General features: G+C 69.7%; 38 protein-coding genes and 1 pseudogene. 1 reads left to right on the forward strand and 38 read right to left on the reverse strand.

Features of this window, described 5'->3' with window-relative positions; all coding sequences use genetic code 11:
- Positions 1 to 69: 69 nt before the first annotated feature.
- From rimI to glmS, 6 genes are read right to left on the reverse strand one after another with little or no spacing between them, the layout of a single operon-like run.
- Entirely contained in the window at positions 70 to 531 is a 462-nt protein-coding gene (gene rimI, locus TR42_RS03450) for a ribosomal protein S18-alanine N-acetyltransferase (protein ID WP_052405562.1), read from the reverse strand.
- Complete coding sequence (gene tsaB, locus TR42_RS03455; protein ID WP_042213096.1) at positions 528 to 1136, reverse strand: tRNA (adenosine(37)-N6)-threonylcarbamoyltransferase complex dimerization subunit type 1 TsaB; 609 nt, start codon at positions 1134 to 1136, stop codon at positions 528 to 530. Before tsaB ends, rimI begins: the two co-directional genes overlap by 4 nt.
- A gap of 4 nt (positions 1137 to 1140) precedes the next feature.
- On the reverse strand, positions 1141 to 1638 hold the full coding sequence (gene tsaE, locus TR42_RS03460) for a tRNA (adenosine(37)-N6)-threonylcarbamoyltransferase complex ATPase subunit type 1 TsaE (protein ID WP_042213098.1): 498 nt from the start codon (positions 1636 to 1638) through the stop codon (positions 1141 to 1143).
- Entirely contained in the window at positions 1635 to 2741 is a 1107-nt protein-coding gene (gene alr / locus TR42_RS03465) for an alanine racemase (RefSeq protein ID WP_042213100.1), read from the reverse strand. Before alr ends, tsaE begins: the two co-directional genes overlap by 4 nt.
- Entirely contained in the window at positions 2741 to 3094 is a 354-nt protein-coding gene (locus tag TR42_RS03470) for a holo-ACP synthase (protein WP_042213102.1), read from the reverse strand. The genes alr and TR42_RS03470 overlap by 1 nt, the downstream gene beginning before the upstream one ends.
- A gap of 2 nt (positions 3095 to 3096) precedes the next feature.
- Positions 3097 to 4962: a glutamine--fructose-6-phosphate transaminase (isomerizing) gene (gene glmS / locus TR42_RS03475; protein WP_042213104.1), complete on the reverse strand. Its 1866-nt coding sequence runs from the start codon at positions 4960 to 4962 to the stop codon at positions 3097 to 3099.
- A 79-nt stretch (positions 4963 to 5041) separates the two neighbouring features.
- Here glmS and coaA point away from each other — a divergent pair, with 79 nt between their 5' ends.
- The gene (gene coaA, locus TR42_RS03480; protein ID WP_042213106.1) at positions 5042 to 6016 is read left to right on the forward strand and encodes a type I pantothenate kinase; all 975 of its coding nucleotides are present in this window, start codon (positions 5042 to 5044) and stop codon (positions 6014 to 6016) included.
- A 21-nt stretch (positions 6017 to 6037) separates the two neighbouring features.
- Here coaA and TR42_RS03485 read toward each other — a convergent pair whose 3' ends face one another.
- The 32 genes and pseudogenes from TR42_RS03485 to rplV form a co-directional block, all read right to left on the reverse strand.
- Positions 6038 to 6781, reverse strand: coding sequence for a DedA family protein (locus TR42_RS03485; RefSeq protein WP_052405563.1), 744 nt, complete (start codon positions 6779 to 6781; stop codon positions 6038 to 6040).
- A gap of 79 nt (positions 6782 to 6860) precedes the next feature.
- Positions 6861 to 8222: a phosphoglucosamine mutase gene (gene glmM, locus TR42_RS03490; RefSeq protein WP_042213108.1), complete on the reverse strand. Its 1362-nt coding sequence runs from the start codon at positions 8220 to 8222 to the stop codon at positions 6861 to 6863.
- 10 nt (positions 8223 to 8232) lie between these two features.
- Positions 8233 to 8712 carry a 30S ribosomal protein S9 gene (rpsI, locus tag TR42_RS03495; protein WP_074789205.1) on the reverse strand — a complete coding sequence of 160 codons (480 nt, stop codon included), beginning with the start codon at positions 8710 to 8712 and terminating at the stop codon, positions 8233 to 8235.
- A 28-nt stretch (positions 8713 to 8740) separates the two neighbouring features.
- A complete protein-coding gene (gene rplM / locus TR42_RS03500) occupies positions 8741 to 9184 on the reverse strand; it encodes a 50S ribosomal protein L13 (protein WP_042213112.1) in 444 nt (147 codons plus the stop codon).
- Positions 9185 to 9366: 182 nt separating this feature from the next.
- Positions 9367 to 10221 carry a tRNA pseudouridine(38-40) synthase TruA gene (truA, locus tag TR42_RS03505; protein WP_042213114.1) on the reverse strand — a complete coding sequence of 285 codons (855 nt, stop codon included), beginning with the start codon at positions 10219 to 10221 and terminating at the stop codon, positions 9367 to 9369.
- A gap of 39 nt (positions 10222 to 10260) precedes the next feature.
- On the reverse strand, positions 10261 to 10776 hold the full coding sequence (gene rplQ / locus TR42_RS03510; RefSeq protein WP_042213115.1) for a 50S ribosomal protein L17: 516 nt from the start codon (positions 10774 to 10776) through the stop codon (positions 10261 to 10263).
- A gap of 18 nt (positions 10777 to 10794) precedes the next feature.
- The gene (locus TR42_RS03515) at positions 10795 to 11781 is read right to left on the reverse strand and encodes a DNA-directed RNA polymerase subunit alpha (protein WP_042213117.1); all 987 of its coding nucleotides are present in this window, start codon (positions 11779 to 11781) and stop codon (positions 10795 to 10797) included.
- A 156-nt stretch (positions 11782 to 11937) separates the two neighbouring features.
- Positions 11938 to 12327, reverse strand: a complete 390-nt coding sequence (rpsK, locus tag TR42_RS03520) for a 30S ribosomal protein S11 (protein ID WP_042213119.1) — start codon at positions 12325 to 12327, stop codon at positions 11938 to 11940.
- Positions 12328 to 12330: 3 nt separating this feature from the next.
- A complete protein-coding gene (rpsM, locus tag TR42_RS03525; RefSeq protein ID WP_042213121.1) occupies positions 12331 to 12699 on the reverse strand; it encodes a 30S ribosomal protein S13 in 369 nt (122 codons plus the stop codon).
- A gap of 128 nt (positions 12700 to 12827) precedes the next feature.
- Positions 12828 to 12941 carry a 50S ribosomal protein L36 gene (gene rpmJ, locus TR42_RS14530; protein ID WP_061960951.1) on the reverse strand — a complete coding sequence of 38 codons (114 nt, stop codon included), beginning with the start codon at positions 12939 to 12941 and terminating at the stop codon, positions 12828 to 12830.
- A gap of 48 nt (positions 12942 to 12989) precedes the next feature.
- Positions 12990 to 13211: a translation initiation factor IF-1 gene (gene infA, locus TR42_RS03530; protein ID WP_042213122.1), complete on the reverse strand. Its 222-nt coding sequence runs from the start codon at positions 13209 to 13211 to the stop codon at positions 12990 to 12992.
- Between the two features lie 211 nt (positions 13212 to 13422).
- Positions 13423 to 13743, reverse strand: coding sequence for a hypothetical protein (locus tag TR42_RS03535; RefSeq protein WP_042213124.1), 321 nt, complete (start codon positions 13741 to 13743; stop codon positions 13423 to 13425).
- Positions 13744 to 13863: 120 nt separating this feature from the next.
- The gene (locus TR42_RS03540; protein WP_042213125.1) at positions 13864 to 14454 is read right to left on the reverse strand and encodes a hypothetical protein; all 591 of its coding nucleotides are present in this window, start codon (positions 14452 to 14454) and stop codon (positions 13864 to 13866) included.
- A gap of 108 nt (positions 14455 to 14562) precedes the next feature.
- The gene (locus tag TR42_RS03545) at positions 14563 to 15150 is read right to left on the reverse strand and encodes a hypothetical protein (protein ID WP_042213127.1); all 588 of its coding nucleotides are present in this window, start codon (positions 15148 to 15150) and stop codon (positions 14563 to 14565) included.
- A 174-nt stretch (positions 15151 to 15324) separates the two neighbouring features.
- Entirely contained in the window at positions 15325 to 16134 is an 810-nt protein-coding gene (gene map / locus TR42_RS03550) for a type I methionyl aminopeptidase (RefSeq protein ID WP_042213129.1), read from the reverse strand.
- 6 nt (positions 16135 to 16140) lie between these two features.
- A complete protein-coding gene (locus TR42_RS03555) occupies positions 16141 to 16704 on the reverse strand; it encodes an adenylate kinase (RefSeq protein WP_042213131.1) in 564 nt (187 codons plus the stop codon).
- Positions 16704 to 18002 (reverse strand): preprotein translocase subunit SecY, encoded by a 1299-nt coding sequence (gene secY / locus TR42_RS03560; protein ID WP_042213133.1) that lies wholly within the window; start codon positions 18000 to 18002, stop codon positions 16704 to 16706. Before secY ends, TR42_RS03555 begins: the two co-directional genes overlap by 1 nt.
- 79 nt (positions 18003 to 18081) lie before the next feature.
- Positions 18082 to 18765, reverse strand: a complete 684-nt coding sequence (rplO, locus tag TR42_RS03565) for a 50S ribosomal protein L15 (RefSeq protein ID WP_074789199.1) — start codon at positions 18763 to 18765, stop codon at positions 18082 to 18084.
- Positions 18765 to 18947: a 50S ribosomal protein L30 gene (gene rpmD / locus TR42_RS03570; protein ID WP_042213134.1), complete on the reverse strand. Its 183-nt coding sequence runs from the start codon at positions 18945 to 18947 to the stop codon at positions 18765 to 18767. Before rpmD ends, rplO begins: the two co-directional genes overlap by 1 nt.
- A 2-nt stretch (positions 18948 to 18949) precedes the next feature.
- Positions 18950 to 19519: a 30S ribosomal protein S5 gene (gene rpsE, locus TR42_RS03575; RefSeq protein ID WP_042213137.1), complete on the reverse strand. Its 570-nt coding sequence runs from the start codon at positions 19517 to 19519 to the stop codon at positions 18950 to 18952.
- 26 nt (positions 19520 to 19545) lie between these two features.
- Complete coding sequence (gene rplR / locus TR42_RS03580) at positions 19546 to 19917, reverse strand: 50S ribosomal protein L18 (protein WP_042213139.1); 372 nt, start codon at positions 19915 to 19917, stop codon at positions 19546 to 19548.
- Positions 19918 to 19920: 3 nt separating this feature from the next.
- Positions 19921 to 20457 carry a 50S ribosomal protein L6 gene (gene rplF, locus TR42_RS03585; protein WP_042213141.1) on the reverse strand — a complete coding sequence of 179 codons (537 nt, stop codon included), beginning with the start codon at positions 20455 to 20457 and terminating at the stop codon, positions 19921 to 19923.
- 19 nt (positions 20458 to 20476) lie between these two features.
- Complete coding sequence (gene rpsH, locus TR42_RS03590) at positions 20477 to 20875, reverse strand: 30S ribosomal protein S8 (protein WP_042213142.1); 399 nt, start codon at positions 20873 to 20875, stop codon at positions 20477 to 20479.
- 57 nt (positions 20876 to 20932) lie between these two features.
- Positions 20933 to 21118 (reverse strand): type Z 30S ribosomal protein S14, encoded by a 186-nt coding sequence (locus TR42_RS03595; RefSeq protein ID WP_042213145.1) that lies wholly within the window; start codon positions 21116 to 21118, stop codon positions 20933 to 20935.
- Positions 21119 to 21121: 3 nt separating this feature from the next.
- Positions 21122 to 21682: a 50S ribosomal protein L5 gene (gene rplE / locus TR42_RS03600; RefSeq protein ID WP_042213147.1), complete on the reverse strand. Its 561-nt coding sequence runs from the start codon at positions 21680 to 21682 to the stop codon at positions 21122 to 21124.
- The gene (gene rplX / locus TR42_RS03605) at positions 21682 to 22020 is read right to left on the reverse strand and encodes a 50S ribosomal protein L24 (RefSeq protein ID WP_042213150.1); all 339 of its coding nucleotides are present in this window, start codon (positions 22018 to 22020) and stop codon (positions 21682 to 21684) included. The genes rplE and rplX overlap by 1 nt, the downstream gene beginning before the upstream one ends.
- Positions 22020 to 22391, reverse strand: coding sequence for a 50S ribosomal protein L14 (rplN, locus tag TR42_RS03610; protein WP_042213152.1), 372 nt, complete (start codon positions 22389 to 22391; stop codon positions 22020 to 22022). The genes rplX and rplN overlap by 1 nt, the downstream gene beginning before the upstream one ends.
- Before the next feature lie 58 nt (positions 22392 to 22449).
- Positions 22450 to 22737, reverse strand: coding sequence for a 30S ribosomal protein S17 (rpsQ, locus tag TR42_RS03615; RefSeq protein WP_042213157.1), 288 nt, complete (start codon positions 22735 to 22737; stop codon positions 22450 to 22452).
- Between the two features lie 18 nt (positions 22738 to 22755).
- Positions 22756 to 22986 (reverse strand): annotated as a pseudogene (gene rpmC / locus TR42_RS03620) (50S ribosomal protein L29); the annotation flags it as partial.
- Positions 22986 to 23405, reverse strand: a complete 420-nt coding sequence (gene rplP / locus TR42_RS03625; RefSeq protein WP_042213163.1) for a 50S ribosomal protein L16 — start codon at positions 23403 to 23405, stop codon at positions 22986 to 22988. The gene rplP and the pseudogene rpmC, both read right to left, overlap by 1 nt.
- 2 nt (positions 23406 to 23407) lie before the next feature.
- Complete coding sequence (rpsC, locus tag TR42_RS03630) at positions 23408 to 24217, reverse strand: 30S ribosomal protein S3 (protein ID WP_042213169.1); 810 nt, start codon at positions 24215 to 24217, stop codon at positions 23408 to 23410.
- 11 nt (positions 24218 to 24228) lie between these two features.
- Entirely contained in the window at positions 24229 to 24588 is a 360-nt protein-coding gene (gene rplV, locus TR42_RS03635) for a 50S ribosomal protein L22 (protein ID WP_042213171.1), read from the reverse strand.
- Positions 24589 to 24602 lie beyond the last annotated feature (14 nt).

The following is a 24602-nucleotide window of genomic DNA, read 5'->3' on the forward strand; positions in this document are numbered from 1 at the left end:
CGTGCGAGGCCGAACAGTCGAAGAAAGCATGGTGAGTGTCCCGGCCGATCCGAGGGGGGATCGCTGGGGTCAGTGCTCGGGCTCGTAGCCTCGCAGCGCGACCCTCATCACCAGCGCGTCCACGCCCTCGGGCTGGTAGTACTTCCGGCGCACCCGGACGTCCTCGAAGCCGTGCGCGCGGTACAGCCCGAGCGCGGCCTCGTTGGTGACCGCGACCTCGAGCCACGCGTCGCCCACGCCCTCGACCCGCGCCTCCGCGAGGAAGTCCTCGAGCAGCGCGCGCCCGAGCCCTCGCCCGCGCATCTCGGGCAGCACCGCGAGGTTCATGAGGTGGAAGGCGTCGCCGTCGTAGCCGTAGACGGAGTAGCCCGCGAGGGCGCCGTCGACCTCGAGGCCGCGGTAGCGCGCGAAGCCGTAGCGGTAGTCATGCGTGATGAGCTCGCGCGACCACGCGGACGCGCCGAAGAGCTCCCGCTCCACCTCCGCCATCCACGGCAGGTCGGCCTCCGTGAGATCGCGCAGGGAGATCACGCCGAGGGCACCCCGTGGATGTCGGGACGGCGCAGGTACAGCGGCTCGGTGGACATGTCCGAGCCCGCCTCGCGCGCCCGATCCGCCGCGCCGACGAGGAGCGCCGGGTCGGGGTCGCCCTCGACCGCCCCGGGGAACGCCTCGGGGTACAGCAGCGCGCCGCGGCCCACCACGGAGCCGAGCACCGGCACGTCGCCGGGGAAGGACACCTCGGGGCCGGCGACCCGCACGCCGTCGCGGTAGGTGGCCCAGTAGACCTCCTTGCGGCGGGCGTCCGCGACCACGGTCACCTCGCCGGACGATTCGGCGCCGATCGCGTCGAGCGAGCACACGCCCTCGACGGGGACGCCCCAGACATGGCCGAGCATCCGCGCCGTCATGAGGCCCACCCGCAGTCCGGTGAAGGGCGCGGGACCCGTCCCGACGACGATGCGCGCGACGTCCCCGCGCGCGACGCCCGCCTCCGTGAGGACCTCCTCGACGAGCCCCGAGAGGAGCTCGGCGTGGCCGCGCGGGTTGAACTCGGACCGTCGGGCGAGCACGTCGCCGGAAGCGGAGACGAGCGCGACGGCGATGGCGGACGAGGTGTCGATGGCGAGGATCACGGGACTAGCCTACGAGCGCGACGCCGGCCCACCGGTCGCCGTGGGTGGTGAAGGTGACGGTGCGGAGGCCCTCGTCGGGGCGCTCCATGTCGACCTCGCCGCCGTGCTCGCGGTCGATCACCACGTGGATGCGATCGGTCGACAGCTGCTCGGCCTTGTCCTCGCCCCACTCGACCACGGTCACCGACGAGTCGACGGTCGCGTCGAGGTCGAGGTCGTCGAGCTCGGCCAGCGAGTTGAGCCGGTACGCGTCGACGTGGATGAGCGCGGGGCCGCCCACCTCGGACGGGTGCGTGCGCGCGATGATGAACGTCGGGCTCGCCACGGGCCCGCGCACGCCGATCGCGGCGCCGAGCCCCTGCGTGAAGGTCGTCTTGCCCGCGCCGAGGTCGCCGGAGAGGATGACGACGTCGCCCTCACGCAGATGCGGCGCGAGCACGTCGCGCGCGAGGGCGCGCATGGCGTCGCCGTCGGCGGCGGTGAACGTGAACGATGCGGTCATGCGGGGTGCTTCTCCTTCAGTCCGCCGAAGCGGCACACGATCTCATAGTCGATGGTGCCCGCCGCGGCCGCCCATGCGCGAGCCGAGGGCCCGTCGGCGCCGATGAGCACCACCTCGTCGCCCGCGCGCTCGGTCGCCTCGGGGCCCAGGTCGAGCACCACCTGGTCCATGCAGACGCGCCCGACGATGCGGAGCTCGCGCCCCCCGATCGCGACCGGTCCGCGGCCGGCACCCGCCGAGCGGAAGATCCCGTCCGCGTAGCCGGCGGTCACCAGGCCGAGGCGGGTGTCGCGCGGCGTCGTGTACTCGTGGCCGTAGCTGACGCCCTCGCCCGCGGGCACGTCCTTGACGAGCGCGAGCGACGCGGTCACCCGCATCGCCGGCTCGAGGCCCCAGTCATCCCCCGGCGGGGAAGGCACGGGCGGCAGTCCGTAGACCGCGATGCCCGGGCGCACGAGGTCGAAGTGCAGGTCGGGCCGGGTGAGCGTCGCGGCGGAGTTCGCGAGGTGGCGCACCTCGAGCGCGATCCCCCGCTCCTCGATCACCGCGAGCGCGGCGCGGAAGATGTCCGCCTGGCGGTCGATGGTCGGGTCGCCGGGGCGGTCCGCCCACGCGAAGTGGGACCACGCGCCGACGATCTCCACCGCATCGTCCGCCGCGAGCGCCGCGTCGAGCAGCGCCGGCAGGCCCTCGGGGCGCACGCCTTCGCGCGACAGCCCGGTGTCGATCGCGACGTGGAGGCGGGCGCGCTCGCCCGACATCCGGGCGGCGGCGACGATGGTGTCGAGGACCTCGAGCGAGGAGACGCTGAGATCCACGCCCGCGCGGATGAGCCCGCGCGCGGGGAGCTCGGGGCTGTACAGCCAGCACAGCAGACGGCCGGTGTCGCCGGCGGCGCGCAGCGCGAGCGCCTCGTCGGGCTGGGCCACGCCGAGCCACGTCGCGCCGCCCGCGCGGGCCGCCGCGGCGGCGCCCACGAGCCCGTGGCCGTACGCATCGGCCTTCACGACGGCCATGACCGCGGCGGTCGGCGCCATCGCGACCAGCCGCGAGACGTTGCGCTCGATCGCGCCGTGGTCCACCGACACCTTCAGACGGGACATCAACCCTCCCCGATCACCACGGCGGAGGCGATCCCCGCATCGTGCGACAGCGATACGTGCAGCGACGTCATGCCGAGCGCGGCGACGCGCTCCGCGACCGTGCCCGACACCTCGAGGACGGGCGCGCCGCCCGGGCCGCGCAGCACCTCGCAGTCCTGCCAGCTCAGCCCCGCGGGCGCGCCGAGCGCCTTCGCGAGCGCCTCCTTGGCGGCCCAGTTCGCGGCGAGGCTCGCGTGGCCCAGGTGCCGCTCGGCGGGTGTGAAGACGCGCTCGAGGAATCCCGGCGAGCGCTCGAGGGCGTCCTCGAACCGGGAGATCTCGACCACGTCGATGCCCAGACCCAGGATCGCCATGTCTACTCGACGGTGACGGACTTGGCGAGGTTGCGCGGCTGGTCGACGTCGTAGCCCTTGGCCGCGGCCAGCTCGAGCGCGAAGATCTGCAGCGGCACGACCGAGAGCAGCGGCGTCATGAGCACGGGCGCAGCCGGTACATAGAAGACCTGCTCGGCGTAGTTGTCCGCCTCGGTGTCGCCTTCCTCCGCGATCACGAACGTCCGGGCGCCGCGCGCACGGACCTCCTGGACGTTGGAGATCACCTTGGAATGCAGCGACTCGCGACCGCGTGGGCTCGGCAGCACGATGAACACCGGCTGCCCCTCCTCGACCAGCGCGATCGGCCCGTGCTTGAGCTCGCCGGCGGCGAAGCCCTCGGCGTGGATGTACGCGAGCTCCTTGAGCTTGAGGGCTCCCTCGAGCGCGACGGGGAAGCCGACGTGGCGCCCGAGGAACAGTACCGTGCGCTCGTCCGCCATGGTGCGCGCGAGCTCGCGGATCGGCTCCGAGGCGTCGAGCACGCGCTGGACCTTGGCGGGAATCGCGTCGAGCTGCTCGAGGAGCGCCTCGATCTCGTCGGGAAACTTGTTGCCCCGGAGCTCCGCGAGGTAGATGCCCAGCAGGTATCCCGCCGTGATCTGCGCGAGGAACGCCTTGGTCGACGCGACCGCGATCTCGGGCCCGGCGCGGGTGTAGAGCACCGCATCGGCCTCGCGGGCGATGGTGGAGCCCTGCGCGTTGACGACGCCGATGACCGTCGCGCCCTGCTGCTGCGCGTGGCGCACGGCCATGATGGTGTCCATCGTCTCGCCGGACTGACTGACGGCCACCACGAGAGTCTTGATCGACACGATGGGGTCGCGGTAGCGGAACTCGTGGGCGAGCTCGACCTCGACAGGGATCCGCGTCCAATGCTCGATGGCATACCGCGCAGTGAGGCCCGCGTACGACGCGGTGCCGCACGCCACGATGATGATCTTGTCGATGGACTTGAGGACGTACTCGTCGATCATTCCACCGTCGAGCTGGAGCCGGCCCTTCTCATCGATACGACCACGAAGCGTGTCCGCGACGGCCGTAGGCTGATCGTGGATCTCCTTCTCCATGAAGGTCGCGAAGCCGCCCTTCTGCGCCGCGGAGGCGTCCCAGTCCACGTGGTACGGCTCGCGGTCGACCACCAGGCCGGCGCTGTCCGTGATGGTGACACGGTCGGGCGTGATCTCCACGATCTCGTCCTGGTGCAGCTCGAGCGCGGTGCGCGTGTGCTCGATGAACGCGACCACGTCGGAGCCGAGGAAGTTCTCCCCGTCGCCCAGGCCGATGACGAGCGGGCTGTTGCGGCGCGCGCCCACCACGGCGCGGGGCTCGTGCGCATCGACCGCGAGGAGCGTGAACGCACCCTCGAGGCGGCGGGTGATCGCGCGCATCGCGTCCGCGAGCGAGCTGCCGCGGAGGACCTCACGAGCGAGCAGGTGGCCCGCGACCTCGGTGTCCGTCTCGGAGAGGAACTTGACGCCGTCGGACTCGAGCTCGGCCCGAAGCGCCGCGAAGTTCTCGATGATGCCGTTGTGGATGATCGCGATGCGCCCTCCCGCGGCGAGATGCGGGTGGGCGTTCGCATCGGTCGGGGCGCCATGCGTCGCCCACCGGGTGTGCCCGATCGCTGCGGTCCCGGCCGGGATGGGACGCTCGGCGAGCTCCTTCTCGAGGTTGACGAGCTTGCCCGACTTCTTGCGCATCCCGACGTGCTCTGGATCGCCCGTGACGACAGCGACGCCGGCCGAGTCGTAGCCGCGGTACTCCAACCTCGCGAGGCCCGACATCACCACGCCCTGAGGGCGGGCTCCGGGCGCGCCCGAGCCTGCATATCCAACGATTCCACACATGGGTCCGAGTCTAGATGCCGCCCCCGCGCCCCGAGCGCACCGGCGGCCGCGGCAGCGCCGCTCATCGTCGCCGGGCACGATGCGCCACAATGGGCGGGTGAACGAGGCGCGACGGTCCGACGCAGGCACCCCGTACGTCACCCTCACGCGGGACGAGTGGGCGGCGCTCGCGGACGCGACCCCGCTGCCGCTCACCGCGGAGGACGTGGCGCGCGTGCGCGGCCTCGGCGACCCGATCGACATCGACGAGGTCGACCGGATCTACCGCCCGCTGTCGCGGCTGCTCGACCTCTACTCCGGGGCGACCGGCCTGCTGCACGGCGCGACCAGCAGCTTCCTGGGCGAGCGCGCCTCGCGCACGCCGTTCGTCATCGGCGTCGCGGGCTCGGTCGCGGTCGGCAAGTCCACCACCGCGCGCCTGCTGCGCGAGCTCATGGCGCGGTGGCCCAGCTCGCCTCACGTCGAGCTCGTCACGACCGACGGCTTCCTCTACCCCAACGCGGTGCTGGCCGAGCGCGACCTCATGGCGCGCAAGGGCTTCCCCGAGTCCTTCGACCGGCGCGCGCTGCGCGACTTCATCCTCAAGGTGAAGTCGGGCGCGCCCGAGGTCCGCGCCCCGGTGTACTCGCACCAGGTCTACGACATCGTCCCCGATCAGGAGGTCGTGGTCCGCCAGCCGGACGTCCTCATCATCGAGGGGCTCAACGTGCTTCAGACGGCCCTCACCCGCGAGCCCGGGGCGTCGCAGCTCGCGGTGAGCGACTTCTTCGACGTGTCGATCTACGTCGACGCGCACCCCGACGACATCCGGCGCTGGTACATCGAGCGCTTCCTCGCGCTGCGCGAGTCGGCGTTCGCGAAGCCCGACTCGTACTTCCACTCGTACTCGACGCTCACCGACGACCAGGCCCGGGCGGTCGCGGGTCAGGTGTGGGACACCGTCAACGCGCCGAACCTCGCGCGCAACATCGCGCCCACCCGTTCGCGCGCGACCATCATCCTGAGCAAGGGCCCCGACCACCGCGTCGAGTCGGTGCGGCTGCGCAAGCTCTGAAGCGGCCGCGCGCCGTCGAACTCAGTCCCTCTCGGCGTCGCCGCCGTCCTGGGCGCGGCGCTCGCGGCGGGTGGGCCGCACCTCGAGCTCGCCGGTGAGCAGGCGCTCCTCGATCTGCGCCGAGAGGTCGGGCATCTCGGGCTCCGCGAAGCCGAGGCGCGCGAGGATCTTGTCGATGAGGATGCCCATGACGACGCCGCCGACCACGCCCACCGTGATGGACACGAGCAGGTTGTCGAAGATCGAGCCGGCCCAGATCCCGAGCGCCGTCCCGTAGGTCGCCCAGATCACCGCGGCGACCGCGTCGACGATCATGAACCACTGCCGCGGGTAGCCGAGCGCCCCCGCGGTGAGGTTGACCGCGACCCTGCCCATGGGGATGAAGCGCGCCGCGATGATGAACGTGGTGCCCCGCCGCTCGAGCGTGCTCTCCGCCCAGTCGAGGGTCTTGCGCATCCCCGCGCGGGCGAAGAACGGATGCTTGCGCACGTCGAACTTGGAGCCGAGCAGGTAGGCGAGCTGGTCGCCGCACCAGGCGCCGGCCGCCGCGAAGATCCACACGAGCCACACCCACGGCGTCCCCGTCTGCTTCCACGCGGTGGCCGTGGCGATCACCACGGACTCGGACGGGACCACCGGGAACACGCCGTCGACCAGGGAGAGCAGGAAGACGCTCGGGTAGATCCAGAGCGACTCCATGAGGGACTCGACCCAGATCTCCAGTTCCCCGATCCAGTCGGTCAGCAGGTGCCAGAGCTCGTTCACGCGCTCAGTCTCCCAGGTATCGCCCGCCTCGGGCGATGGGGGGACCACCTGATCCGCGCATCCGCGAGGACGAGGCGGTTCAGAGCGCGAGTCGCGTGCGGACCACGTCCGCGAGGGCGTCCGCGTGACGCTGCGCGTCCTCCGCGGTCGCCGCCTCGACCATCACGCGCACCAACGGCTCGGTGCCCGAGGGCCGCAGCAGCACGCGGCCGGTGTCGCCGAGGTCGCGGCGTGCGGACGCGACGGCCGCCTGGAGCTCGAGGTCCGTGTAGACGCGGGTGCGGTCCGCGTTGCGCACGTTCACCAGCACCTGCGGCAGCGACTCGATGCCCGCGCACAGACCCTGGAGCGAGCCGTGGGCGGCGACCTGCGAGGCGACCAGCAACGCGGTGAGCACGCCGTCTCCCGTGGTCGCATGCTCGGCCACGATGACGTGCCCGGACTGCTCGCCGCCGAGCGTGTAGCCGCCCTCGCGCATGGCCTCGAGCACGTACCGGTCGCCCACGGCCGCCTCGACCATGTCGATGCCTGCCCGGCGCATCGCGATGTGGAGACCGAGGTTGCTCATCACCGTCGCGACGAGCGTCGAGTGGTACAGCGCCCCGGCGTCGCGCATCGCGATCGCGAGGAGGCCCATGATCTGGTCGCCGTCGACGATCGCCCCGGTGTGGTCGACCGCGAGGCAGCGGTCGGCGTCGCCGTCGAAGGCGACGCCCAGGTCGGCGCCGTGCTCGACCACCGAGGCCTGGAGCGGCCCGAGGTGCGTGGAGCCCACGCCGTCGTTGATGTTGAGCCCGTCGGGAGCGGCGTGGATCGCGGTGACGCGCGCGCCCGCGGCCTCGAGGGCGGCGGGGCCCACGATCGAGGCGGCGCCGTGCGCCGCGTCGGCGACGATGTGCACGCCCGAGAGCGGCGTGTCGCCGCCGGCGAAGGTGCGGACGGCAGCGACCACGTGGTCGACGTACTCGTCGGCGAGGTGCGCGGAGGGGACGATGCGCCCGACCTCGGCACCGGTGGGGCGGGACCAGTCCTCGCCCACGCGCGCCTCGATGGCCGCCTCGACCGCATCGTCGAGCTTGTGGCCTCCGCGCGCGAAGAACTTGATGCCGTTGTCCGGCATCGGGTTGTGGGACGCGGAGATCACCACGCCCAGGTCCGCCCCGGTGGAGGCGGTCAGGTACGCCACCGCGGGGGTGGGCACCACGCCGAGGTCGAGCACGTCGACCCCCGCGGAAGCAAGACCGGCCGCGACAGCCGCCCCCAGGAACTCGCCTGAGATGCGGGTGTCGCGGCCGATGACGGCCACGGGACGGTGACCGGAGAACTCGCCCCGCTCCCCCAGGACGTGAGCCGCGGCGACCGCGAGGTCGACCGCAAGCTCCGCCGTGAGGTCCCGGTTGGCAAGGCCCCGGACACCGTCCGTGCCGAAAAGTCGCGCCATGCGCGAGAGATTAACGCTTCGAGTACTGAGGCGCGCGGCGGGCCTTCTTGAGACCGGCCTTCTTGCGCTCGACGACGCGGGCGTCACGGGTGAGGAAGCCGGCCTTCTTGAGGGCCGGACGGTTGTTCTCCTCGTCGATCTCGTTCAGCGCGCGGGACACGCCGAGACGGAGCGCACCGGCCTGACCCGAGGGACCGCCACCGTGGATGCGGGCGTGCACGTCGAACTTGCCCTCGATGTCGAGGAGCGCGAACGGCGAGTTCACCAGCTGCTGGTGGACCTTGTTCGGGAAGTAGTCCTCGATGTCGCGACCGTTGATGGTCCACTTGCCGGTGCCGGGCACCAGGCGGACGCGGGCGACGGCCTCCTTGCGACGGCCGAGGCCGGCGCCGGGGGCGAGGTTGGTGACACCCTTGCCGCGCTCGGCAACGGTCTCGGTGGTGTACTCGGACGGGGTCTCGTTCTCGACCTCGGTGGTCACATCTGCCACTTTCATCAATCCTTAACTGCTGCGGCGCTTACTGCGCGACCTGGGAGATCTCGAAGACCTCGGGCTGCTGCGCGGCGTGCGGGTGCTCCGCGCCGGCGTAGACCTTGAGGTGCTTGAGCTGGGCGGCGCCGAGCTTGGTCTTGGGCAGCATGCCCTTGACCGCGTTCTCGATCACGCGACGGGGGTTCTTCTCGAGCAGCTCGCCGATCGGGACGGCCGAGAGACCGCCCGGGAAGCCCGAGTGGCGGTAGACCATCTTGTCGGTGAGCTTGTTGCCCGAGAGGGCCACCTTCTCAGCGTTGATGACGATGACGAAGTCACCGCCGTCGACGTGGGGCGCAAAGGTCGCCTTGTGCTTGCCGCGGAGCAGCGAAGCGGCCTGGGAGGCCAGACGACCGAGGACCACGTCAGTAGCGTCGATGACGTACCAGTTCTTGGTGACGTCACCCGGCTTGGGAGAAAACGTACGCACTGTGAAGCCTTACTTCTACTCGTTCTGGTGGACGATGCTTGATGGGCATCGCGAAGCAATCGGTCGGCGGGTCCTGCGGCGGCGAGTGGGAGGCACCGTCCACGAGGGAACGCACAACGACGCACCATCATACGCTCCCGGGCCGCGAATCTCAATCCGAGGGTCCCGGGTCAGCGCGTCGGTCACGGGAGGGTGCGACGCCCTCGGGTAGCCTCGGCGCGCTCCGCGAGCAGCGCATCGTCCGGATACGCCACCTCCTCGAGCGTGAGCCCGTGCGCGGGGGCGACCGCGATCGCCTGCGACCGCGTCTCGGAGGCCGCGACGGCGGCCAGCCAGCCGAGGTCGCGGCGGCCCTCCCCCACGGTCAGCAGCGCGCCCACGAGCGAGCGCACCATCGAGTGGCAGAAGGCGTCGGCGCGCACCGTCGCGACCACGAGCCCGGCGTCGGGTCCGTCCGTCTCGCGACGCCAGCTCAGCTCGAGCAGGTCGCGGATGGTGGTGGCGCCCTCGCGCCCGCGGCAGAAGGCCGCGAAGTCGCGCAGCCCGAGCAGCGTGGATGAGGCGCCGTTGAGCGCGTCGACGTCGAGCGGCCGGCTCACGCGCACCACGTGGCGGCGGCGCAGCACGTCGGGGACGGCGTCGGTGACACGGTAGGCGTAGCGGCGCTGGGTCGCGGAGAAGCGCGCGTCGAAGCCCTCGGGGGCCACGCGCACGTCGCGGATCACCACATCGTCGGGGAGCACGCCGTCGAGGCGGCTGAGCAGACCCTCGGCCGGGGTCCGCTGCGCGCGGCCGGGCATCCGCGCCCAGGCCTGCTGCTCGATGTCGACGTGCGCGACCTGTCCGCGCGCGTGGACGCCGGCATCGGTGCGACCGGCGACGGTCACGCGGGGGTACGCGTCCTGGCGGACGATGCGCACGAGGGCGTCCTCGAGGACGCCCTGGACGGTCCGCAGCCCGGGCTGGGTGGCCCAGCCGGAGAAGTCGGTGCCGTCGTAGGAAAGGTCGAGGCGGGCCCGCACAGTCTCAGGGAGCATGTGCGGACCCGCCTCGGGTTGCCTTGGTGGAAGGCGAGGTTACTTGGCCTCGTCGGCAGCCGGGGCCTCAGCGGCCTCGGTCTCCTCGACGACGGTCTCCTCGGCGACGGGCGCCTCCTCGACCTTCTCGGCCTTCTTCGGCGCAGCCTTCTTGGTGGCCTTCTCGGCCTCCTTAGCGACGGCCTTCTTGGCGGGGGCACCGAACTCGACGAGCTCGATCACGGCCATGGGGGCGTTGTCGCCCTTGCGGAAGCCGGTCTTGGTGATGCGGGTGTAGCCGCCGTCACGCTCGGCGAAGCCGGGGCCGATCTCGGTGAAGAGCTTGTGGACGACGCCCTTGTCCGAGATGATCCCGAGCACCTTGCGGCGCGAGGCGAGGTCGCCGCGCTTCGCGAAGGTGATGAGACGCTCGGCGTGCGGGCGCAGGCGCTTGGCCTTGGTCACGGTGGTGGTGATACGGCCGTGCTCGAACAGGCTCTGCGAGAGGTTCGCGAGCATCTGACGCTCGTGCGCGGGGCCGCCGCCCAGGCGGGCGCCCTTGGTGGGGGTAGGCATGATTGAGAATTCTCCTTGTTACTCGTCGCTGCCCGAGAAGTAGACGGAGGAGCCGTTGTCGTACTCGACGGCGCCGTCCTTCAGGGAGAAGCCCAGCTCGGCGAGCTTCTCCTTGACCTCGGTGATCGACTTCTGGCCGAAGTTGCGGATGTCCATGAGATCCGCCTCGGACCGCGCGGTGAGCTCACCCACGGTGTGGATGCCCTCACGCTTGAGGCAGTTGTAGGACCGCTGCGTGAGGTTGAGCTCCTCGATCGGCTGGTTGTAGTCCTCCTCGAGCGACTCGTCCGTCTCGGACGGGCCGATCTCGATGCCCTCGGCGGCCTCGTTGAGGCCACGGGCGAGCGAGAAGAGCTCGACGAGCGTCGCACCCGCCGACGCGACGGCGTCGCGGGGCGAGATCGAGTTCTTGGTCTCGACGTCGATGACCAGCTCGTCGAAGTCCGTGCGCTGCGCGACACGGGTGGCCTCGACCTTGTAGGTCACCTTGAGGACGGGCGAGTAGATCGAGTCGACGGGGATCTGGCCGATCTCCGCGTCGTAGCTCTTGTTCATCGCCGCAGGAACGTAACCGCGCCCGCGCTCGACCGTGAGCTCCACCTCGAACTTCGCCTTCGCGTTGAGCGTCGCGATGTGGAGGTCCGGGTTGTGGATCTCGACGCCGGCCGGGGGCTGGATGTCAGCACCGGTGACGACGCCCGCGCCCGACTTGCGCAGGTACATCACGACGGGCTCGTCGTTCTCCGACGAGACCACGAGGTTCTTGAGGTTGAGCAGGATCTCGGTCACGTCCTCCTTCACACCGTCGATGGTGGTGAACTCGTGGAGGACGCCCTCGAAGCGCACCGACGTCACGGCCGCGCCCGGGATGGACGACAGGAGCGTGCGGCGGAGCGAGTTGCCGAGCGTGTAGCCGAAGCCGGGCTCGAGCGGCTTGAGCGAGAACTGCGAACGGTTCTCCGAGATGACCTTCTCGGTCAGCGTGGGACGCTGTGCGATCAGCACGGTTGTTTCCTTTCCGAGCATCCGCTATCTGATGCTCGAGGGTTCCCTGCCGGGATCGGTCCGGAAGGGGCCAGAAGCTGGAAATGGGGTGTGGTCACGGGCCGATGCGTCGCATCGGCCCGCGACCGTGAGCGCGGGCTCACCCGCGCGGGCGTGCTAGTTGCGGCGGCGCTTCGGGGGGCGGCAGCCGTTGTGCGCCTGCGGGGTGACGTCCTTGATGGAGGTCACCTCGAGGCCGGCGGCCGTGAGCGAGCGGATCGCGGTGTCGCGGCCCGAGCCCGGGCCCTTGACGAACACGTCGACCTTGCTCATGCCGGCGTCGGTGGCGCGGCGAGCAGCGGCCTCGGCGGCCATCTGCGCGGCGTACGGGGTCGACTTGCGCGAACCCTTGAAGCCGACCTGGCCCGACGACGACCACGACACGACGGCACCCGAGGGGTCCGTGATCGAGATGATCGTGTTGTTGAAGGTGGACTTGATGTGCGCCTGACCGTGCGCGACGGTCTTCTTGATCTTCTTGCGCGGCTTGCGAGTAGGAGCGGCCATGTCTTACTTCTTCTTTCCGGCGACGGTCTTCTTGGGGCCCTTGCGAGTGCGCGCGTTGGTCTTCGTGCGCTGACCGCGGACGGGCATGCCACGGCGGTGGCGGAGACCCTGGTAGTTGCCGATCTCGACCTTGCGGCGGATGTCGGCGGTCACCTCGCGGCGCAGGTCGCCCTCGACGGTGAAGTTGGCCTCGATGTAGTCGCGGATCGCGACGAGCTGCTCGTCCGTCGCGTCCTTGACGCGAAGGTCGGAGGAGATGCCGGTGGCGGCGAGGATCTCCTGCGAGCGGGTACGGCCGATGCCGTAGATGTAGGTGAGTGCGATCTCCATGCGCTTGTCGCGCGGGATGTCGACTCCGACGATGCGTGCCATTTCTGGTTCTACTCCATCAGTAGTCGGAGGTCTGACGCTCGACCGCCCCGCTGCTGTCTAGAGCGGGCCCCGGCCTCCGAGCCGGGGGTTTGATGCATATGGTCGAACGAGGATGTTCTCGGGTGTGTCTAGCCCTGACGCTGCTTGTGGCGCAGGTTGTCGCAGATGACCATCACTCGGCCATTGCGTCGGATCACCTTGCACTTGTCGCAGATGGGCTTGACGCTGGGCTTAACCTTCATGGTTCTTTCCTGCGTCGATCAGGCACGCGCGCGCGCCGTCTCGACGACTCACTTGTAGCGGTAGACGATGCGGCCGCGGGACAGGTCGTACGGGCTGAGCTCCACCACCACGCGGTCCTCGGGGAGGATCCTGATGTAGTGCTGTCGCATCTTGCCGGAGATGTGAGCGAGCACCAGGTGCCCGTTCGTCAACTCCACTCGGAACGATGCGTTCGGCAGTGCTTCGACCACCACGCCCTCGACCTCGATGACGCCGTCCTTCTTAGCCATGAACTCCGCTAACGTTGATTGACAGGGATGCGGGCGCGCAAAAACGCCCAACGGAAAACTATACGGCAATCTTCCCCTGCTCTCAACCGCGCGCAGGCAGCAGCGCGGGAGGCGGATCCCGTCGGCGCGTCTGGCGACGCGCGGCGCGGCGCTCGACGCCGCATCGTCCCCCGAGTCTACGGGACGGCGCGCGGCGTGACGACGGCGCGGCTCAGCGGAACGAGTTGCGCAGCCGCTGGACCGCGAGACCCGAGATGCGCGGGTCGCGGTGATCCGCGAGACGGCGCACCACCGACGAGGGGGTGCGGGGGTTGGCGAGCAGCGCGCCCAGGACGTCGAGGTTCACGTCGTGGCCGAGCGAGACGAGCGCACCCATGGGGCAGTCGGAGCGACCCGCGACGGCCGCGCGCACCGCCGCGTCGCGATGCACCGCGAGGGGGAGGAGCTCGGAGCCGGACACCCCGGGATCGAGAGCCCTCATGACGTCCTCCGACGAGCCGCTGACCGGAACCACCACGTCGTACCTCCCCACGCTTGCCGTTGTAGGAAATATCTACCGGTGCGGCGGGGCGGTCTCAAACCCGTGTGAGGAATCAGACATCACGTCATGTGTCAGACACATCGCACATCTCGCCGGAGGCGTCGCACCAGGTCAACGGGCGGGCCTCGGCCCGCTGCGGCCCACCTCGGGCCGCGGCGCGAGCGCCCGAGCGCGCCTCTCCCCCACGGGCGAGGACTGCTCCGCGTGGGCGCTCGGGCGCACGAAGGCCGGGCGCGTCGCCGTCTGCTCCACGGCTCCCGCGGCGGGCGACCCTCCGTCCAGCGCGCGCCGCGCGAGACGGGCGACGTCCGGACGCCGGTGGAGCGCGAGCGCCTCGAGCACCTGGCGCGGCGTGGCGGAGTTCCGCGCGAGCGCCTTGAGGACGGAGGCGTCCTTGTCGCGCGCGAGCTCCCCCGCGACCCCGATCGCGATGCCTGCGCACGAGGCCAGCGCGACCCGCACCGACCCCCGCCTGTCATGCGCGAGCGTCGCCTGCAGCGCGACCGGGCAGTCGCGACGCGAGGCGACCGCCTCCCGCACCTCGACCTCTCGATGCGCGGCGAGCACCGCCATGCGCGAGCGGTCGAGGCCCTCCGCGCGCGCCTCGTTCACGAGCGCGCGCAGGGCGTCGTCCTGACGGTCGCCGGCCATGGGCACGCCGGACGCCGCCATGAACGCCCGCGACCAGCCGTCGTCCGCCACCGCGCACCTCCCCCGCGTCAGGTAGCGCGATGCTAGGCGGCGGTGATGAGCGGAAACTGGACGACAGGTGTCTATCGGGTGAAGCGGACGCGAATGCTCGGTGTCGCGCTACGCGTCGACCGGCGGCAGGAAGCCTCGCACGGGAGCGGTGCGCACCGGCTTGGGCGCCGACTCCTCCTCGGCACCCTCCTCCGAGGCGGCCGCCGCGGCCGCGCGCTCCGCGAGCATCGCGTCGCGACGCTCGCGCGACCGCTCGAACACCTGGTCGCGGAGCAGCTCGGGGGCGGTGCCCGTGGCGCCGCCGCGGTCGGCCTGGGCGTCCAGCGCGGCCACGGCGGCGTCGCGCACCGCGGCCTTCCTGCTCCCGGCCAGCGCATCGAGGATCTCCGACGTGGCGGTCGGGTTGCCCGCTGCCGCGATCAGCACCGTCTCCTGGCGGTCGCGCGAGAGATGCTCGAGCAGCGACTGCAGCACGCGGGGGTTCGCGGCCAGCGCCGCCCGCACCGGCGGAGCAGAGTCGTGCGCCAGCGTCACCATGAGGCCGAACGGGCAGTCCGGGCGCGCCGCGATCGCCTCGCGCACCACCGCGTTGCGGGAACCGCCGAGCTCGAGCATGCGCTCCTTGCTCAGACCCTCGTCGGACGCCTCCTGCACCTCGTCGCTCGCACCGGGGGCATAGTTGAACCCTCGCGCCATCGTGCCCTCCCTCAGCACGCCGGCATCCGGGTCGCCGGCTGAGACGACGCTAACGCCTCGCCTTTGCCCCCGCGTGGCCCCCACGTAACGGCCGTATGAACCCGTGAGAGATGGCTCACACCAGGGACGATGCTCGGATACGGCGCGAACGGGGCATGCCGCCCCGGCGCGCGGTCAGGGGGCGACGGGGGTGACGCCGAGAGGCGCGAGGCGCGAGGCGCCGCCGTCGGAGGCGGTGAGGACCCAGATGCCGTCCTCGTGCACCGCGACCGAGTGCTCCCAGTGCGCCGCCCGGGAGCCGTCGAGGGACACGACGGTCCACTCGTCGTTCAGCACGGCGGACTCGTCCGTGCCGATGACCAGCATCGGCTCGATCGCCAGGCACATGCCCGGCTGCACGCGCGGGCTGCGCCCCCGGGTGCGGTAGTTGGGGACGTCCGGGGCCATGTGCATGGCGGTGCCGATGCCGTGGCCCACGTAGCCGTCGATCGGGTGGAGGCCCGCCTCGTCCGCGACGCGCTCGACCGCGGCGGACACGTCGGAGATGCGCGAAGCCGAGGCGAGCGCGGCGATCCCCGCCCACAGCGAGCGCTCGGTGGCCTTCACCAGCGCGGTGTCGGCGGCGGTCAGCGGCTCGCCCACGATGAAGCTGACGGCGCTGTCGCCGTGCCAGCCGTCGACGATCGCGCCGCAGTCGATCGAGACCACGTCGCCCGGCGCGAGCACGCGGTCGCCCGGGATCCCGTGGACCACCTCCTCGTTGACCGAGATGCAGACGGTCGCGGGGAAGCCGTGGTAGCCGAGGAAGTTCGAGGTCGCCCCCGCCTCCGCGATCACGGCGGCCGCAGCCGCATCGGCGGCCGACGTCGGCGCGCCCGCGACGCACGCGGCCTTCGCCGCGGCCAGGGCACGCTCGACGATGACGCCGGCCTGCGCCATGACCCGCATCTGCTCGCGGGTCTTCAGCTCGATACGGCCGGCCATCTCAGGTCAGCGCGAGACTGCGGCGACGAGCCGGTCGGTGACCTCGTCGATCTCGCCGAGGCCGTCGACCTGCACCAGCAGGCCCTTGCCCGCGTAGAACGCGGTGAGCGGAGCGGTCGACGTCGAGTAGACCTCGAGGCGCTTGCGGATCACCGGCTCGGTGTCGTCCGCACGGCCCTCGATCTCGGCGCGCTTGAGCAGGCGCGCGGTGACCTCGTCGAAGTCCGCGGTGATCTCGATCGCGACGTCGAGCTCGACGCCGAGGTCGGCGAGCATCGTGTCGAGCTCGACCGCCTGCTCGGGGTTGCGGGGGTAGCCGTCGAGCAGGAAGCCCGCGGCCGCATCGTCCTCGGCGAGACGCGCGCGCACCATGGCGTTCGTGACCTCGTCCGGGACCAGCTGGCCCGCGTTCATGTACTCCTGCGTCTTGCGGCCGAGCTCCGTGCCGCCCTTGACGTTGGCACGGAAGATGTCGCCGGTGGAGATGGCCGGAACGCCGAAGCGCTCGGTGAGGCGGGCCGCCTGGGTGCCCTTGCCTGCACCGGGGGGACCGAGAAGAACTGCGCGCATTACCGGAGGAACCCTTCGTAGTGATGCTGCTCGAGCTGGGACTGGATGCGCTTCACGGTGTCGAGGCCGACGCCCACGAGGATGAGGATCGACGTGCCGCCGAACGGGATCGACGTCGACAGGCCCAGCGCCACGAACATGACGGTGGGCAGCAGCGCCACGATCGCCAGGTACAGCGAGCCTGCGGCGGTGATGCGCGAGAGGACGTAGTCGAGGAACTCCGCGGTGGGAGTGCCGGGACGGATGCCCGGGATGAAGCCGCCGTACTTCTTCATGTTGTCGGCGACCTCGACCGGGTTGAACGTGATCGCGGTGTAGAAGTACGCGAAGAACACGATCAGCAGGATGTAGAGGGCGATGTGGAGCGGGGCGCTCTGGCTCGCGACGTTGTTGTTGAGCCACACGACCCAGCCCGCCGGGTCGTCGCCCTGGAACTGGAGGATCACCTGCGGCAGCGTCAGCAGCGACGACGCGAAGATGACCGGGATGATGCCCGCCATGTTGATCTTCAGCGGGATGTAGGTGGACGAGCCGCCCAGCATCTTGCGGCCCACCATGCGCTTCGCGTACTGGACCGGGATGCGGCGCTGCGACTGCTCGACGAACACGACCGCGGCGATGACCGCGAGCAGCGCGATCGCCACGAGCACGGTGTTGCGCACGCCGTCGGACGAGTTCCAGATGGACGAGACCATGCTGGGGAAGCCCGCCGCGACCGAGGTGAAGATCAGCAGCGACATGCCGTTGCCGACGCCGCGCTCGGTGATGCGCTCGCCGAGCCACATGATGAACACCGTGCCGGCCGTCATGGTCAGCACCATCGTGAGGATGACGTTCCACGAGTCGTTGGGGATGACGTCCACCGAGCAGCCCGGGAAGAACAGCCCGTTGCGCGCCATGGTGATGTACGACGCGGACTGGATGGCCGCGAAGCCGACGGTGATGTAGCGCGTGTACTGCGTCAGCTTGGCCTGGCCCTCGGAGCCCTCCTTGTGGAGCGTCTCGAAACGAGGGATGAGCACACGGAGCAGCTGGACCATGATCGACGCCGTGATGTACGGCATGATGCCCAGCGCGAAGATCGACAGCTGCAGCAGCGCGCCGCCGGAGAAGAGGTTGAGGATGGCGAACGCGCCGGTCGCGGAGGTCTGCGAGAGGCAGAGCTCGACGTTCCCGTAGTCGACGCCGGGGGTGGGGATCGCGACACCGAGGCGGTAGATCGCGATGATCCCGATGGTGAAGAGGAGCTTGCTCCGAAGATCGGGGGTGCGGAAGGCACTCATGAAGCCGCTCAGCATTGGTCCTCCATGGGATTTGAGTCAGGACGAGGATACGCGACCGGGCCCGTCCTCACGGACGGGCCCGGTGCGATCACTTCTAGCCCTCGTTGACCGAGCCGCCAGCGGCCTCGATCTTGGTCTTCGCGGACTGCGAGACCTTGTCGGCGTCGACGAGCGTCACCTTGACGGAGATCTCGCCCTCACCGAGGACCTTGACGGGCTGGTTGCGGCGCACCGCACCCTTGGCCACGAGGTCCGCCTTGGTCACGTCGCCGCCCTTGGGGAACAGCTCGGAGAGCTGGCCCACGTTGACGACCTGGTAGTAGACCTTGAAGGGGCTCTTGAAGCCGCGCAGCTTCGGGATGCGCATGTGGATGGGCGTCTGACCACCCTCGAAGCGCTCCGGAACCTGGTAGCGGGCACCCGTGCCCTTGGTGCCGCGACCCGCGGTCTTACCCTTGGACGCCTCACCACGACCCACACGGGTCTTCTTGGTGTGCGAGCCGGGGGCGGGACGGAGGTGGTGCACCTTGAGGGTGTTCACCTTCTCCTCGGGCTCCTCCACCTTGGCCGCGGCCTTCTTGGCAGCAGGCTTCTTGGCGGCGGGCTTCGCCTCGTCCGTCGCGGCGTCGGCCTTCTTCGCAGCAGGCTTCTTCGCGGCGGGCTTCTTCGCGGCGGGCTTGTCGGCTGCGGCCTTCGCCGGAGCCTTCTTGGCGGCCGGCTTCTTGGCGGGAGCAGCCTTCTCGGCGGTCTCCTCGGCCGGCGTGTTGGCGTCAGCCATCAGTCAACCTCCTCAACGGTGACCAGGTGGTCCACCGCCTTGACCATCCCGCGGATCTCGGGACGGTCCTCCTTCACGACGATGTCGCCGATGCGCTTGAGGCCCAGCGTGCGCAGGGTCTCGCGGTGCTGCGGCTTGGTGCCGATCGCCGACTTCTTCTGAACGACCTTGAGTCGTGCCATGACTACTTCACCCCCGCTGCCTGGGCGCGGAGCATCGCGGCCGGGGCCACGTCCTCCACAGCCTTGCCGCGACGGGCCGCGACGGCCTCGGGGCGCTCGAGGCGCTTGAGGGCGTCGACGGTCGCGTGCACGATGTTGATCGCGTTGGACGAGCCGAGCGACTTGCTCAGCACGTCGTGGATGCCGGCGCACTCGAGCACCGCGCGCACCGGACCACCGGCGATCACACCGGTACCCGGGGACGCGGGGCGCAGGAACACGACGCCCGCAGCCGCCTCACCCTGGACAGCGTGGGGGATGGTGCCCTGGATACGGGGGACGCGGAAGAAGTTGCGCTTGGCCTCCTCGACACCCTTCGAGATCGCGGCCGGCACCTCCTTCGCCTTGCCGTAGCCGATGCCCACGTTGCCCTCGCCGTCGCCGACGACCACGAGCGCGGTGAAGCTGAAGCGACGACCGCCCTTCACGACCTTGGCGACGCGGTTGATGGTGACGACGCGCTCGACGAACTTGTTCTCCGGCTCGTTGTCGCGACGGTTCCCGCCGCGACGGCCGCTGTTGTTGTCAGCCATAAGTCTTCCTCACTCCTGGCCACGCCCTAGAGGGCGAGGCCCGCCTCTCGGGCGCCGTCGGCCACAGCCGCCACGCGACCGTGGTACTTGTTGCCGCCACGGTCGAACACGACGGCCTCGATGCCCGCAGCCTTCGCGCGCTCGGCGACGAGCTCGCCGACCTTGGAGGCCTTGGCCGTCTTGTCGCCGTCCAGCGCGCGGATGTCGGCCTCGAGGGTCGACGCCGACACGAGGGTCTTGCCGACCGTGTCGTCCACGATCTGCGCGACCATGTGACGGCTCGAGCGGGTGACGACGAGGCGGGGACGAGCAGCGGTGCCGGAGATCTTCTTGCGCAGGCGGAAGTGGCGACGCTTGCGCTGGATCGCCTTGCCCTTGCCCTTGATTGCGATACCCATGTCTTACTTACCCGTCTTTCCTGCCTTGCGGCGAACCTGCTCGCCGGCGTAGCGGACGCCCTTGCCCTTGTACGGCTCGGGCTTGCGAATCTTGCGGATGTTCGCCGCAACCTCGCCCACCTGCTGCTTGCTGATGCCCGCGACGGTGAACTTGGTGGGGCCCTCGACCGAGAAGGTGATGCCCTCCGGCGGGGTCACGACGACCGGGTGCGAGAAGCCGAGCGCGAACTCGAGGTCCGAGCCCTTGAGCGCGACGCGGTAACCCGTGCCGACGATCTCGAGCTTCTTCTCGTAGCCGGCAGTGACACCGGTGACCATGTTCGCGATCAGGGTGCGGGTCAGGCCGTGGAGCGACTTCGAGAGACGCTCGTCGTTCGGGCGCTTGACCTCGAGGCCCTCATCGCCCTTCTCGACCGTGATGGGCGAGGCGACCGAGTGCGTGAGGGTGCCCTTGGGGCCCTTCACGACGACGTCGGCGCCGTCGATGGTGACGTCCACTCCGGCGGGAACCGGAACGGCGATCTTGCCAATGCGTGACATATGTCGTTCTCCTTTCCGGTTACCAGACGAACGCGACGACCTCGCCGCCGACGCCCTTCTTCTCGGCCTCGCGGTCGGTCAGCAGACCGGAGGAGGTGGACAGGATGGCAACGCCGAGGCCGCCGAGCACCTTGGGCAGGTTCGTCGACTTGGCGTACACGCGAAGGCCGGGCTTCGACACACGGCGCACACCGGCGAGCGAACGCTCGCGGTTGGGGCCGTACTTCAGCGTGAGGGTGAGGGTCTTGCCGACCTCGGCGTCCGCCGTGGCGGAGCCGGAGATGTAGCCCTCGGACTCCAGGATCTTGGCGATGTTCGCCTTGAGCTTGGAGTGCGGCATCGACACGGTCTCGTGGTACGCCGCGTTAGCGTTGCGCAGACGCGTGAGCATGTCTGCGATGGGGTCAGTCATCGTCATGAGTCTTGAACTCTTCCTCGCCGTGGTTTCCCCGAAGGGGACCTGTGGCGTAGTGGTTTACCAGCTGCTCTTGGTGATGCCGGGAAGCTCACCGCGGTGAGCCATCTCGCGGAAGCACACGCGGCAGAGGCCGAACTTGCGGTACACCGAGTGCGGACGGCCGCACTTCTGGCACCGGGTGTAGGCGCGGACGGCGAACTTCTGCTTGCCGGCGGCCTTGTTCTTCAGCGCAGTCTTGGCCATGTCCTACTTCTCCTTGAACGGGAAGCCCAGCTGCTTGAGCAGCGAGCGGCCCTCGTCGTCGGTGGTGGCGGACGTCACCACGGTGATGTCCATGCCGCGCACGCGGTCGATCTTGTCCTGGTCGATCTCGTGGAACATCGACTGCTCGGTGAGACCGAAGGTGTAGTTGCCGTTGCCGTCGAACTGCTTGGGGCTGAGGCCGCGGAAGTCACGGATGCGGGGAAGCGCCACCGAGACCAGGCGGTCGAGGAACTCCCACATGCGGTCGCCGCGCAGCGTGACGTGCGCGCCGATCGGCTGGCCCTCGCGCAGCTTGAACTGCGCGATGGACTTGCGGGCCTTGGTGACCTGCGGCTTCTGACCGGTGATGGCGGTCAGGTCCGCGATGGCGCCCTCGATGAGCTTCGAGTCCTTCGCGGCGTCGCCCACACCCATGTTGACGACGACCTTGACGAGGCCGCCGACCTGGTTGATGTTCTCGTGGCCGAACTCCTCGCGCAGCTGCGCGATGACCTCGTTGCGGTACTTCTCCTTGAGGCGCGGAGTGGTGGTCGCGGCTGCCATCAGACGTCCTTACCCGAGCGCTTGGCGACACGCACACGCTTGGTGCGGGTGCGACCGTCCTGCTCGACCTCTTCCGTGCGGTAGCCCACACGGGTGCCCTTCTTGGTCTCCGGGTCCACGAGCATCACGTTCGAGATGTGGATCGCGGCCTCGACGGTCACGAGGCCACCCTCGGCGTTGTCGCGGCGGGTACCCGGCTTGATGTGCTTGGTGACACGCTGGATGCCCTCGACGACCACGCGCTCGCGCTCGGGGTCGACCGACAGCACGCGGCCCTGCTGACCGCGGTCACGGCCGGCGATGACGACCACGAGGTCGTCCTTCTTGATCTTCGCCATCAGATGACCTCCGGTGCCAGCGAGATGATCTTCATGAACTTCTTGTCGCGCAGCTCGCGGCCCACGGGGCCGAAGATGCGGGTGCCACGGGGGTCACCCTCGAGGTTCTTGAGGATCACCGCAGCGTTCTCGTCGAAGCGGATGTACGAACCGTCGGGACGGCGACGCTCCTTGGTGGTACGCACGACGACCGCCTTGACGACATCACCCTTCTTGACGTTGCCGCCGGGGATAGCGTCCTTGACGGTGGCGACGATGATGTCGCCGATGCCGGCGTAGCGACGGTGCGAGCCGCCGAGCACGCGGATGCAGAGGACTTCCTTCGCACCCGTGTTGTCGGCGACGCGGAGTCGCGACTCCTGCTGAATCATGTCTTTCTCCTGTCGTCTGGTTCTCGCTCGGTCCGAGCGAGCCTGGTCGAACTAGTAGTTACTTGGCCTTCTCGACGATCTCGACCAGACGCCACCGCTTGGAAGCGGACAGCGGACGGGTCTCCATCACGACGACGAGGTCGCCGATGCCGGCGGTGTTGGCCTCGTCGTGGGCCTTGATCTTGCTGGTACGGCGCATGACCTTGCCGTAGAGCGGGTGCTTGACGCGGTCCTCGATCTCCACGGTGATGGTCTTGTCCATCTTGTCCGACGTCACGTAGCCACGGCGCGTCTTGCGGTACGCGCGGTGCTCCTCGGTCGCCGTCGTGTGCTTCTTGGTCGACATATCTGTTCCTTATGCCTTCGCGGAGGGCGCGGTGCGGATACCGAGCTCGCGCTCACGCAGGATCGTGTAGATGCGCGCGATGTCGCGCTTGACGGCCTTGAGACGACCGTGGTTCTCGAGCTGGCCGGTGGCCGACTGGAAGCGCAGGTTGAACAGCTCCTCCTTGGCCTTCTTGAGCTCCTCGACCAGGCGCTCGTTCTCCATCGCGTCCAGCTCGGACGGCATGAGGTCCTTGGTACCGATGGCCATTAGATGTCACCACCCTCACGGGAAACGAAGCGGGTCTTCATGGGGAGCTTGTGCTGCGCGCGGCGCATGGCCTCGCGAGCAAGCTCCTCCGGGACGCCGGCGAGCTCGAACATGACCCGACCGGGCTTCACGTTCGCGACCCACCACTCGGGGGAACCCTTACCGGAGCCCATGCGGACCTCGGCAGGCTTCTTGGTCAGGGGGCGGTCCGGGTAGATGTTGATCCAGACCTTTCCACCACGCTTGATGTGGCGGGTCATCGCGATACGCGCCGCCTCGATCTGGCGGTTGGTGACGTAGGCGGGCTCGAGAGCCTGGATGCCGAAGTCACCGAAGGCGATGGTGGTGCCACCGGTCGCAGCACCCGAACGCTTCGGGTGGTGCTGCTTGCGGTGCTTCACTCGACGGGGGATAAGCATTGTCAGCTCTCCTTACCGGCCTCGGCGGGAGCCTCGGCAGCGGGGGCCTCGGCCGCGGGGGCCTCGGACTGGCGGGGGGCGGCGTCACGACGGGGGCCGCGGTCACCGCGGTCGCCACGACCACGGCCACGCTGCGGACGGGGGGCCTTCGCCTGCTCGGCGGCCCACTCCTTCTCCGTCATGTCACCCTTGTAGATCCACACCTTCACGCCGATCTGGCCGAAGGTGGTGCGGGCCTCGAAGAAGCCGTAGTCGATGTTCGCGCGGAGGGTGTGCAGCGGCACGCGGCCCTCGCGGTAGAACTCCGAACGCGACATCTCGGCGCCGCCGAGACGGCCCGAGCACTGCACGCGGATGCCCTTGGCACCGGCGCGGAGCGAGGACTGGATGCCCTTGCGCATCGCACGGCGGAAGGACACGCGCGAGGCGAGCTGCTCCGCGATGCCCTGCGCCACGAGCTGCGCGTCGACCTCGGCGTTCTTGACCTCGAGGATGTTGAGCTGGACCTGCTTGCCCGTCAGCTTCTCGAGGTTGGCGCGAAGCTTGTCGGCCTCGGCGCCGCGGCGGCCGATGACGATGCCCGGACGCGCGGTGTGCAGGTCGACGCGGACGCGCTCACGCGTACGCTCGATCTCCACCTTCGAGACGCCGGCGCGCTCGAGGCCCTCCGACATCATCTTGCGGATCTTGACGTCCTCGTCCACGTAGTCGCGGTAGCGCTCGCCCTTCTTGGTCGAGTCGGCGAACCAGCGCGAACGGTGGTCGGTCGTGATGCCCAGGCGGTAGCCGTGGGGGTTGACCTTCTGTCCCATTACTTGGCCCCTTACTTGGCAGCGACCGGGGTCGCGACGGTGACGGTGATGTGGCAGGAACGCTTGAGGATCTGGTTGGCACGACCCTGAGCGCGCGGCTGGATGCGCTTCATGGTCGGACCCTCGTCCACAAAGATCTCCTTGATGACGAGCTCAGACTCGTCGAAGCGCTCGCCGGCCTTGTCGGCCTTCACACGCGCGTTGGCGATCGCCGAGTCGATGAGCTTGCGCACATCGGTCGCGACGGCCTGCGGCTGGAACTTCAGCGAGGCCGAGGCCTGCACAGCGTTCTGACCACGGACCAGGTTCACGACGCGGCGAGCCTTCTGGGCGGTCACGCGGATGTACCGCGTCTGCGCCTTGGCTTCCATTTCTAACTCCCTTT

Origin of the sequence: Demequina mangrovi (assembly GCF_000759715.1) — a bacterium.
GTDB lineage: Bacteria > Actinomycetota > Actinomycetes > Actinomycetales > Demequinaceae > Demequina > Demequina mangrovi.

Coding starts and splice junctions, on each gene's coding strand:
- tsaE (WP_042213098.1), bottom strand. CDS start 1,638: ATGACCGCATCGTTCACGTTCACCGCCGCCGACGGCGACGCCATGCGC.
- alr (WP_042213100.1), bottom strand. CDS start 2,741: ATGTCCCGTCTGAAGGTGTCGGTGGACCACGGCGCGATCGAGCGCAAC.
- TR42_RS03470 (WP_042213102.1), bottom strand. CDS start 3,094: ATGGCGATCCTGGGTCTGGGCATCGACGTGGTCGAGATCTCCCGGTTC.
- glmS (WP_042213104.1), bottom strand. CDS start 4,962: ATGTGTGGAATCGTTGGATATGCAGGCTCGGGCGCGCCCGGAGCCCGC.
- coaA (WP_042213106.1), top strand. CDS start 5,042: ATGCGCCACAATGGGCGGGTGAACGAGGCGCGACGGTCCGACGCAGGC.
- glmM (WP_042213108.1), bottom strand. CDS start 8,222: ATGGCGCGACTTTTCGGCACGGACGGTGTCCGGGGCCTTGCCAACCGG.
- truA (WP_042213114.1), bottom strand. CDS start 10,221: ATGCTCCCTGAGACTGTGCGGGCCCGCCTCGACCTTTCCTACGACGGC.
- rplQ (WP_042213115.1), bottom strand. CDS start 10,776: ATGCCTACCCCCACCAAGGGCGCCCGCCTGGGCGGCGGCCCCGCGCAC.
- rpsK (WP_042213119.1), bottom strand. CDS start 12,327: ATGGCCGCTCCTACTCGCAAGCCGCGCAAGAAGATCAAGAAGACCGTC.
- rpsM (WP_042213121.1), bottom strand. CDS start 12,699: ATGGCACGCATCGTCGGAGTCGACATCCCGCGCGACAAGCGCATGGAG.
- rpmJ (WP_061960951.1), bottom strand. CDS start 12,941: ATGAAGGTTAAGCCCAGCGTCAAGCCCATCTGCGACAAGTGCAAGGTG.
- infA (WP_042213122.1), bottom strand. CDS start 13,211: ATGGCTAAGAAGGACGGCGTCATCGAGGTCGAGGGCGTGGTGGTCGAA.
- TR42_RS03545 (WP_042213127.1), bottom strand. CDS start 15,150: ATGGCGCGAGGGTTCAACTATGCCCCCGGTGCGAGCGACGAGGTGCAG.
- map (WP_042213129.1), bottom strand. CDS start 16,134: ATGGCCGGCCGTATCGAGCTGAAGACCCGCGAGCAGATGCGGGTCATG.
- TR42_RS03555 (WP_042213131.1), bottom strand. CDS start 16,704: ATGCGCGCAGTTCTTCTCGGTCCCCCCGGTGCAGGCAAGGGCACCCAG.
- secY (WP_042213133.1), bottom strand. CDS start 18,002: ATGCTGAGCGGCTTCATGAGTGCCTTCCGCACCCCCGATCTTCGGAGC.
- rplO (WP_074789199.1), bottom strand. CDS start 18,765: ATGGCTGACGCCAACACGCCGGCCGAGGAGACCGCCGAGAAGGCTGCT.
- rpmD (WP_042213134.1), bottom strand. CDS start 18,947: ATGGCACGACTCAAGGTCGTTCAGAAGAAGTCGGCGATCGGCACCAAG.
- rpsE (WP_042213137.1), bottom strand. CDS start 19,519: ATGGCTGACAACAACAGCGGCCGTCGCGGCGGGAACCGTCGCGACAAC.
- rplR (WP_042213139.1), bottom strand. CDS start 19,917: ATGGGTATCGCAATCAAGGGCAAGGGCAAGGCGATCCAGCGCAAGCGT.
- rplF (WP_042213141.1), bottom strand. CDS start 20,457: ATGTCACGCATTGGCAAGATCGCCGTTCCGGTTCCCGCCGGAGTGGAC.
- rpsH (WP_042213142.1), bottom strand. CDS start 20,875: ATGACGATGACTGACCCCATCGCAGACATGCTCACGCGTCTGCGCAAC.
- TR42_RS03595 (WP_042213145.1), bottom strand. CDS start 21,118: ATGGCCAAGACTGCGCTGAAGAACAAGGCCGCCGGCAAGCAGAAGTTC.
- rplE (WP_042213147.1), bottom strand. CDS start 21,682: ATGGCAGCCGCGACCACCACTCCGCGCCTCAAGGAGAAGTACCGCAAC.
- rplX (WP_042213150.1), bottom strand. CDS start 22,020: ATGGCGAAGATCAAGAAGGACGACCTCGTGGTCGTCATCGCCGGCCGT.
- rplN (WP_042213152.1), bottom strand. CDS start 22,391: ATGATTCAGCAGGAGTCGCGACTCCGCGTCGCCGACAACACGGGTGCG.
- rpsQ (WP_042213157.1), bottom strand. CDS start 22,737: ATGTCGACCAAGAAGCACACGACGGCGACCGAGGAGCACCGCGCGTAC.
- rplP (WP_042213163.1), bottom strand. CDS start 23,405: ATGCTTATCCCCCGTCGAGTGAAGCACCGCAAGCAGCACCACCCGAAG.
- rpsC (WP_042213169.1), bottom strand. CDS start 24,217: ATGGGACAGAAGGTCAACCCCCACGGCTACCGCCTGGGCATCACGACC.
- rplV (WP_042213171.1), bottom strand. CDS start 24,588: ATGGAAGCCAAGGCGCAGACGCGGTACATCCGCGTGACCGCCCAGAAG.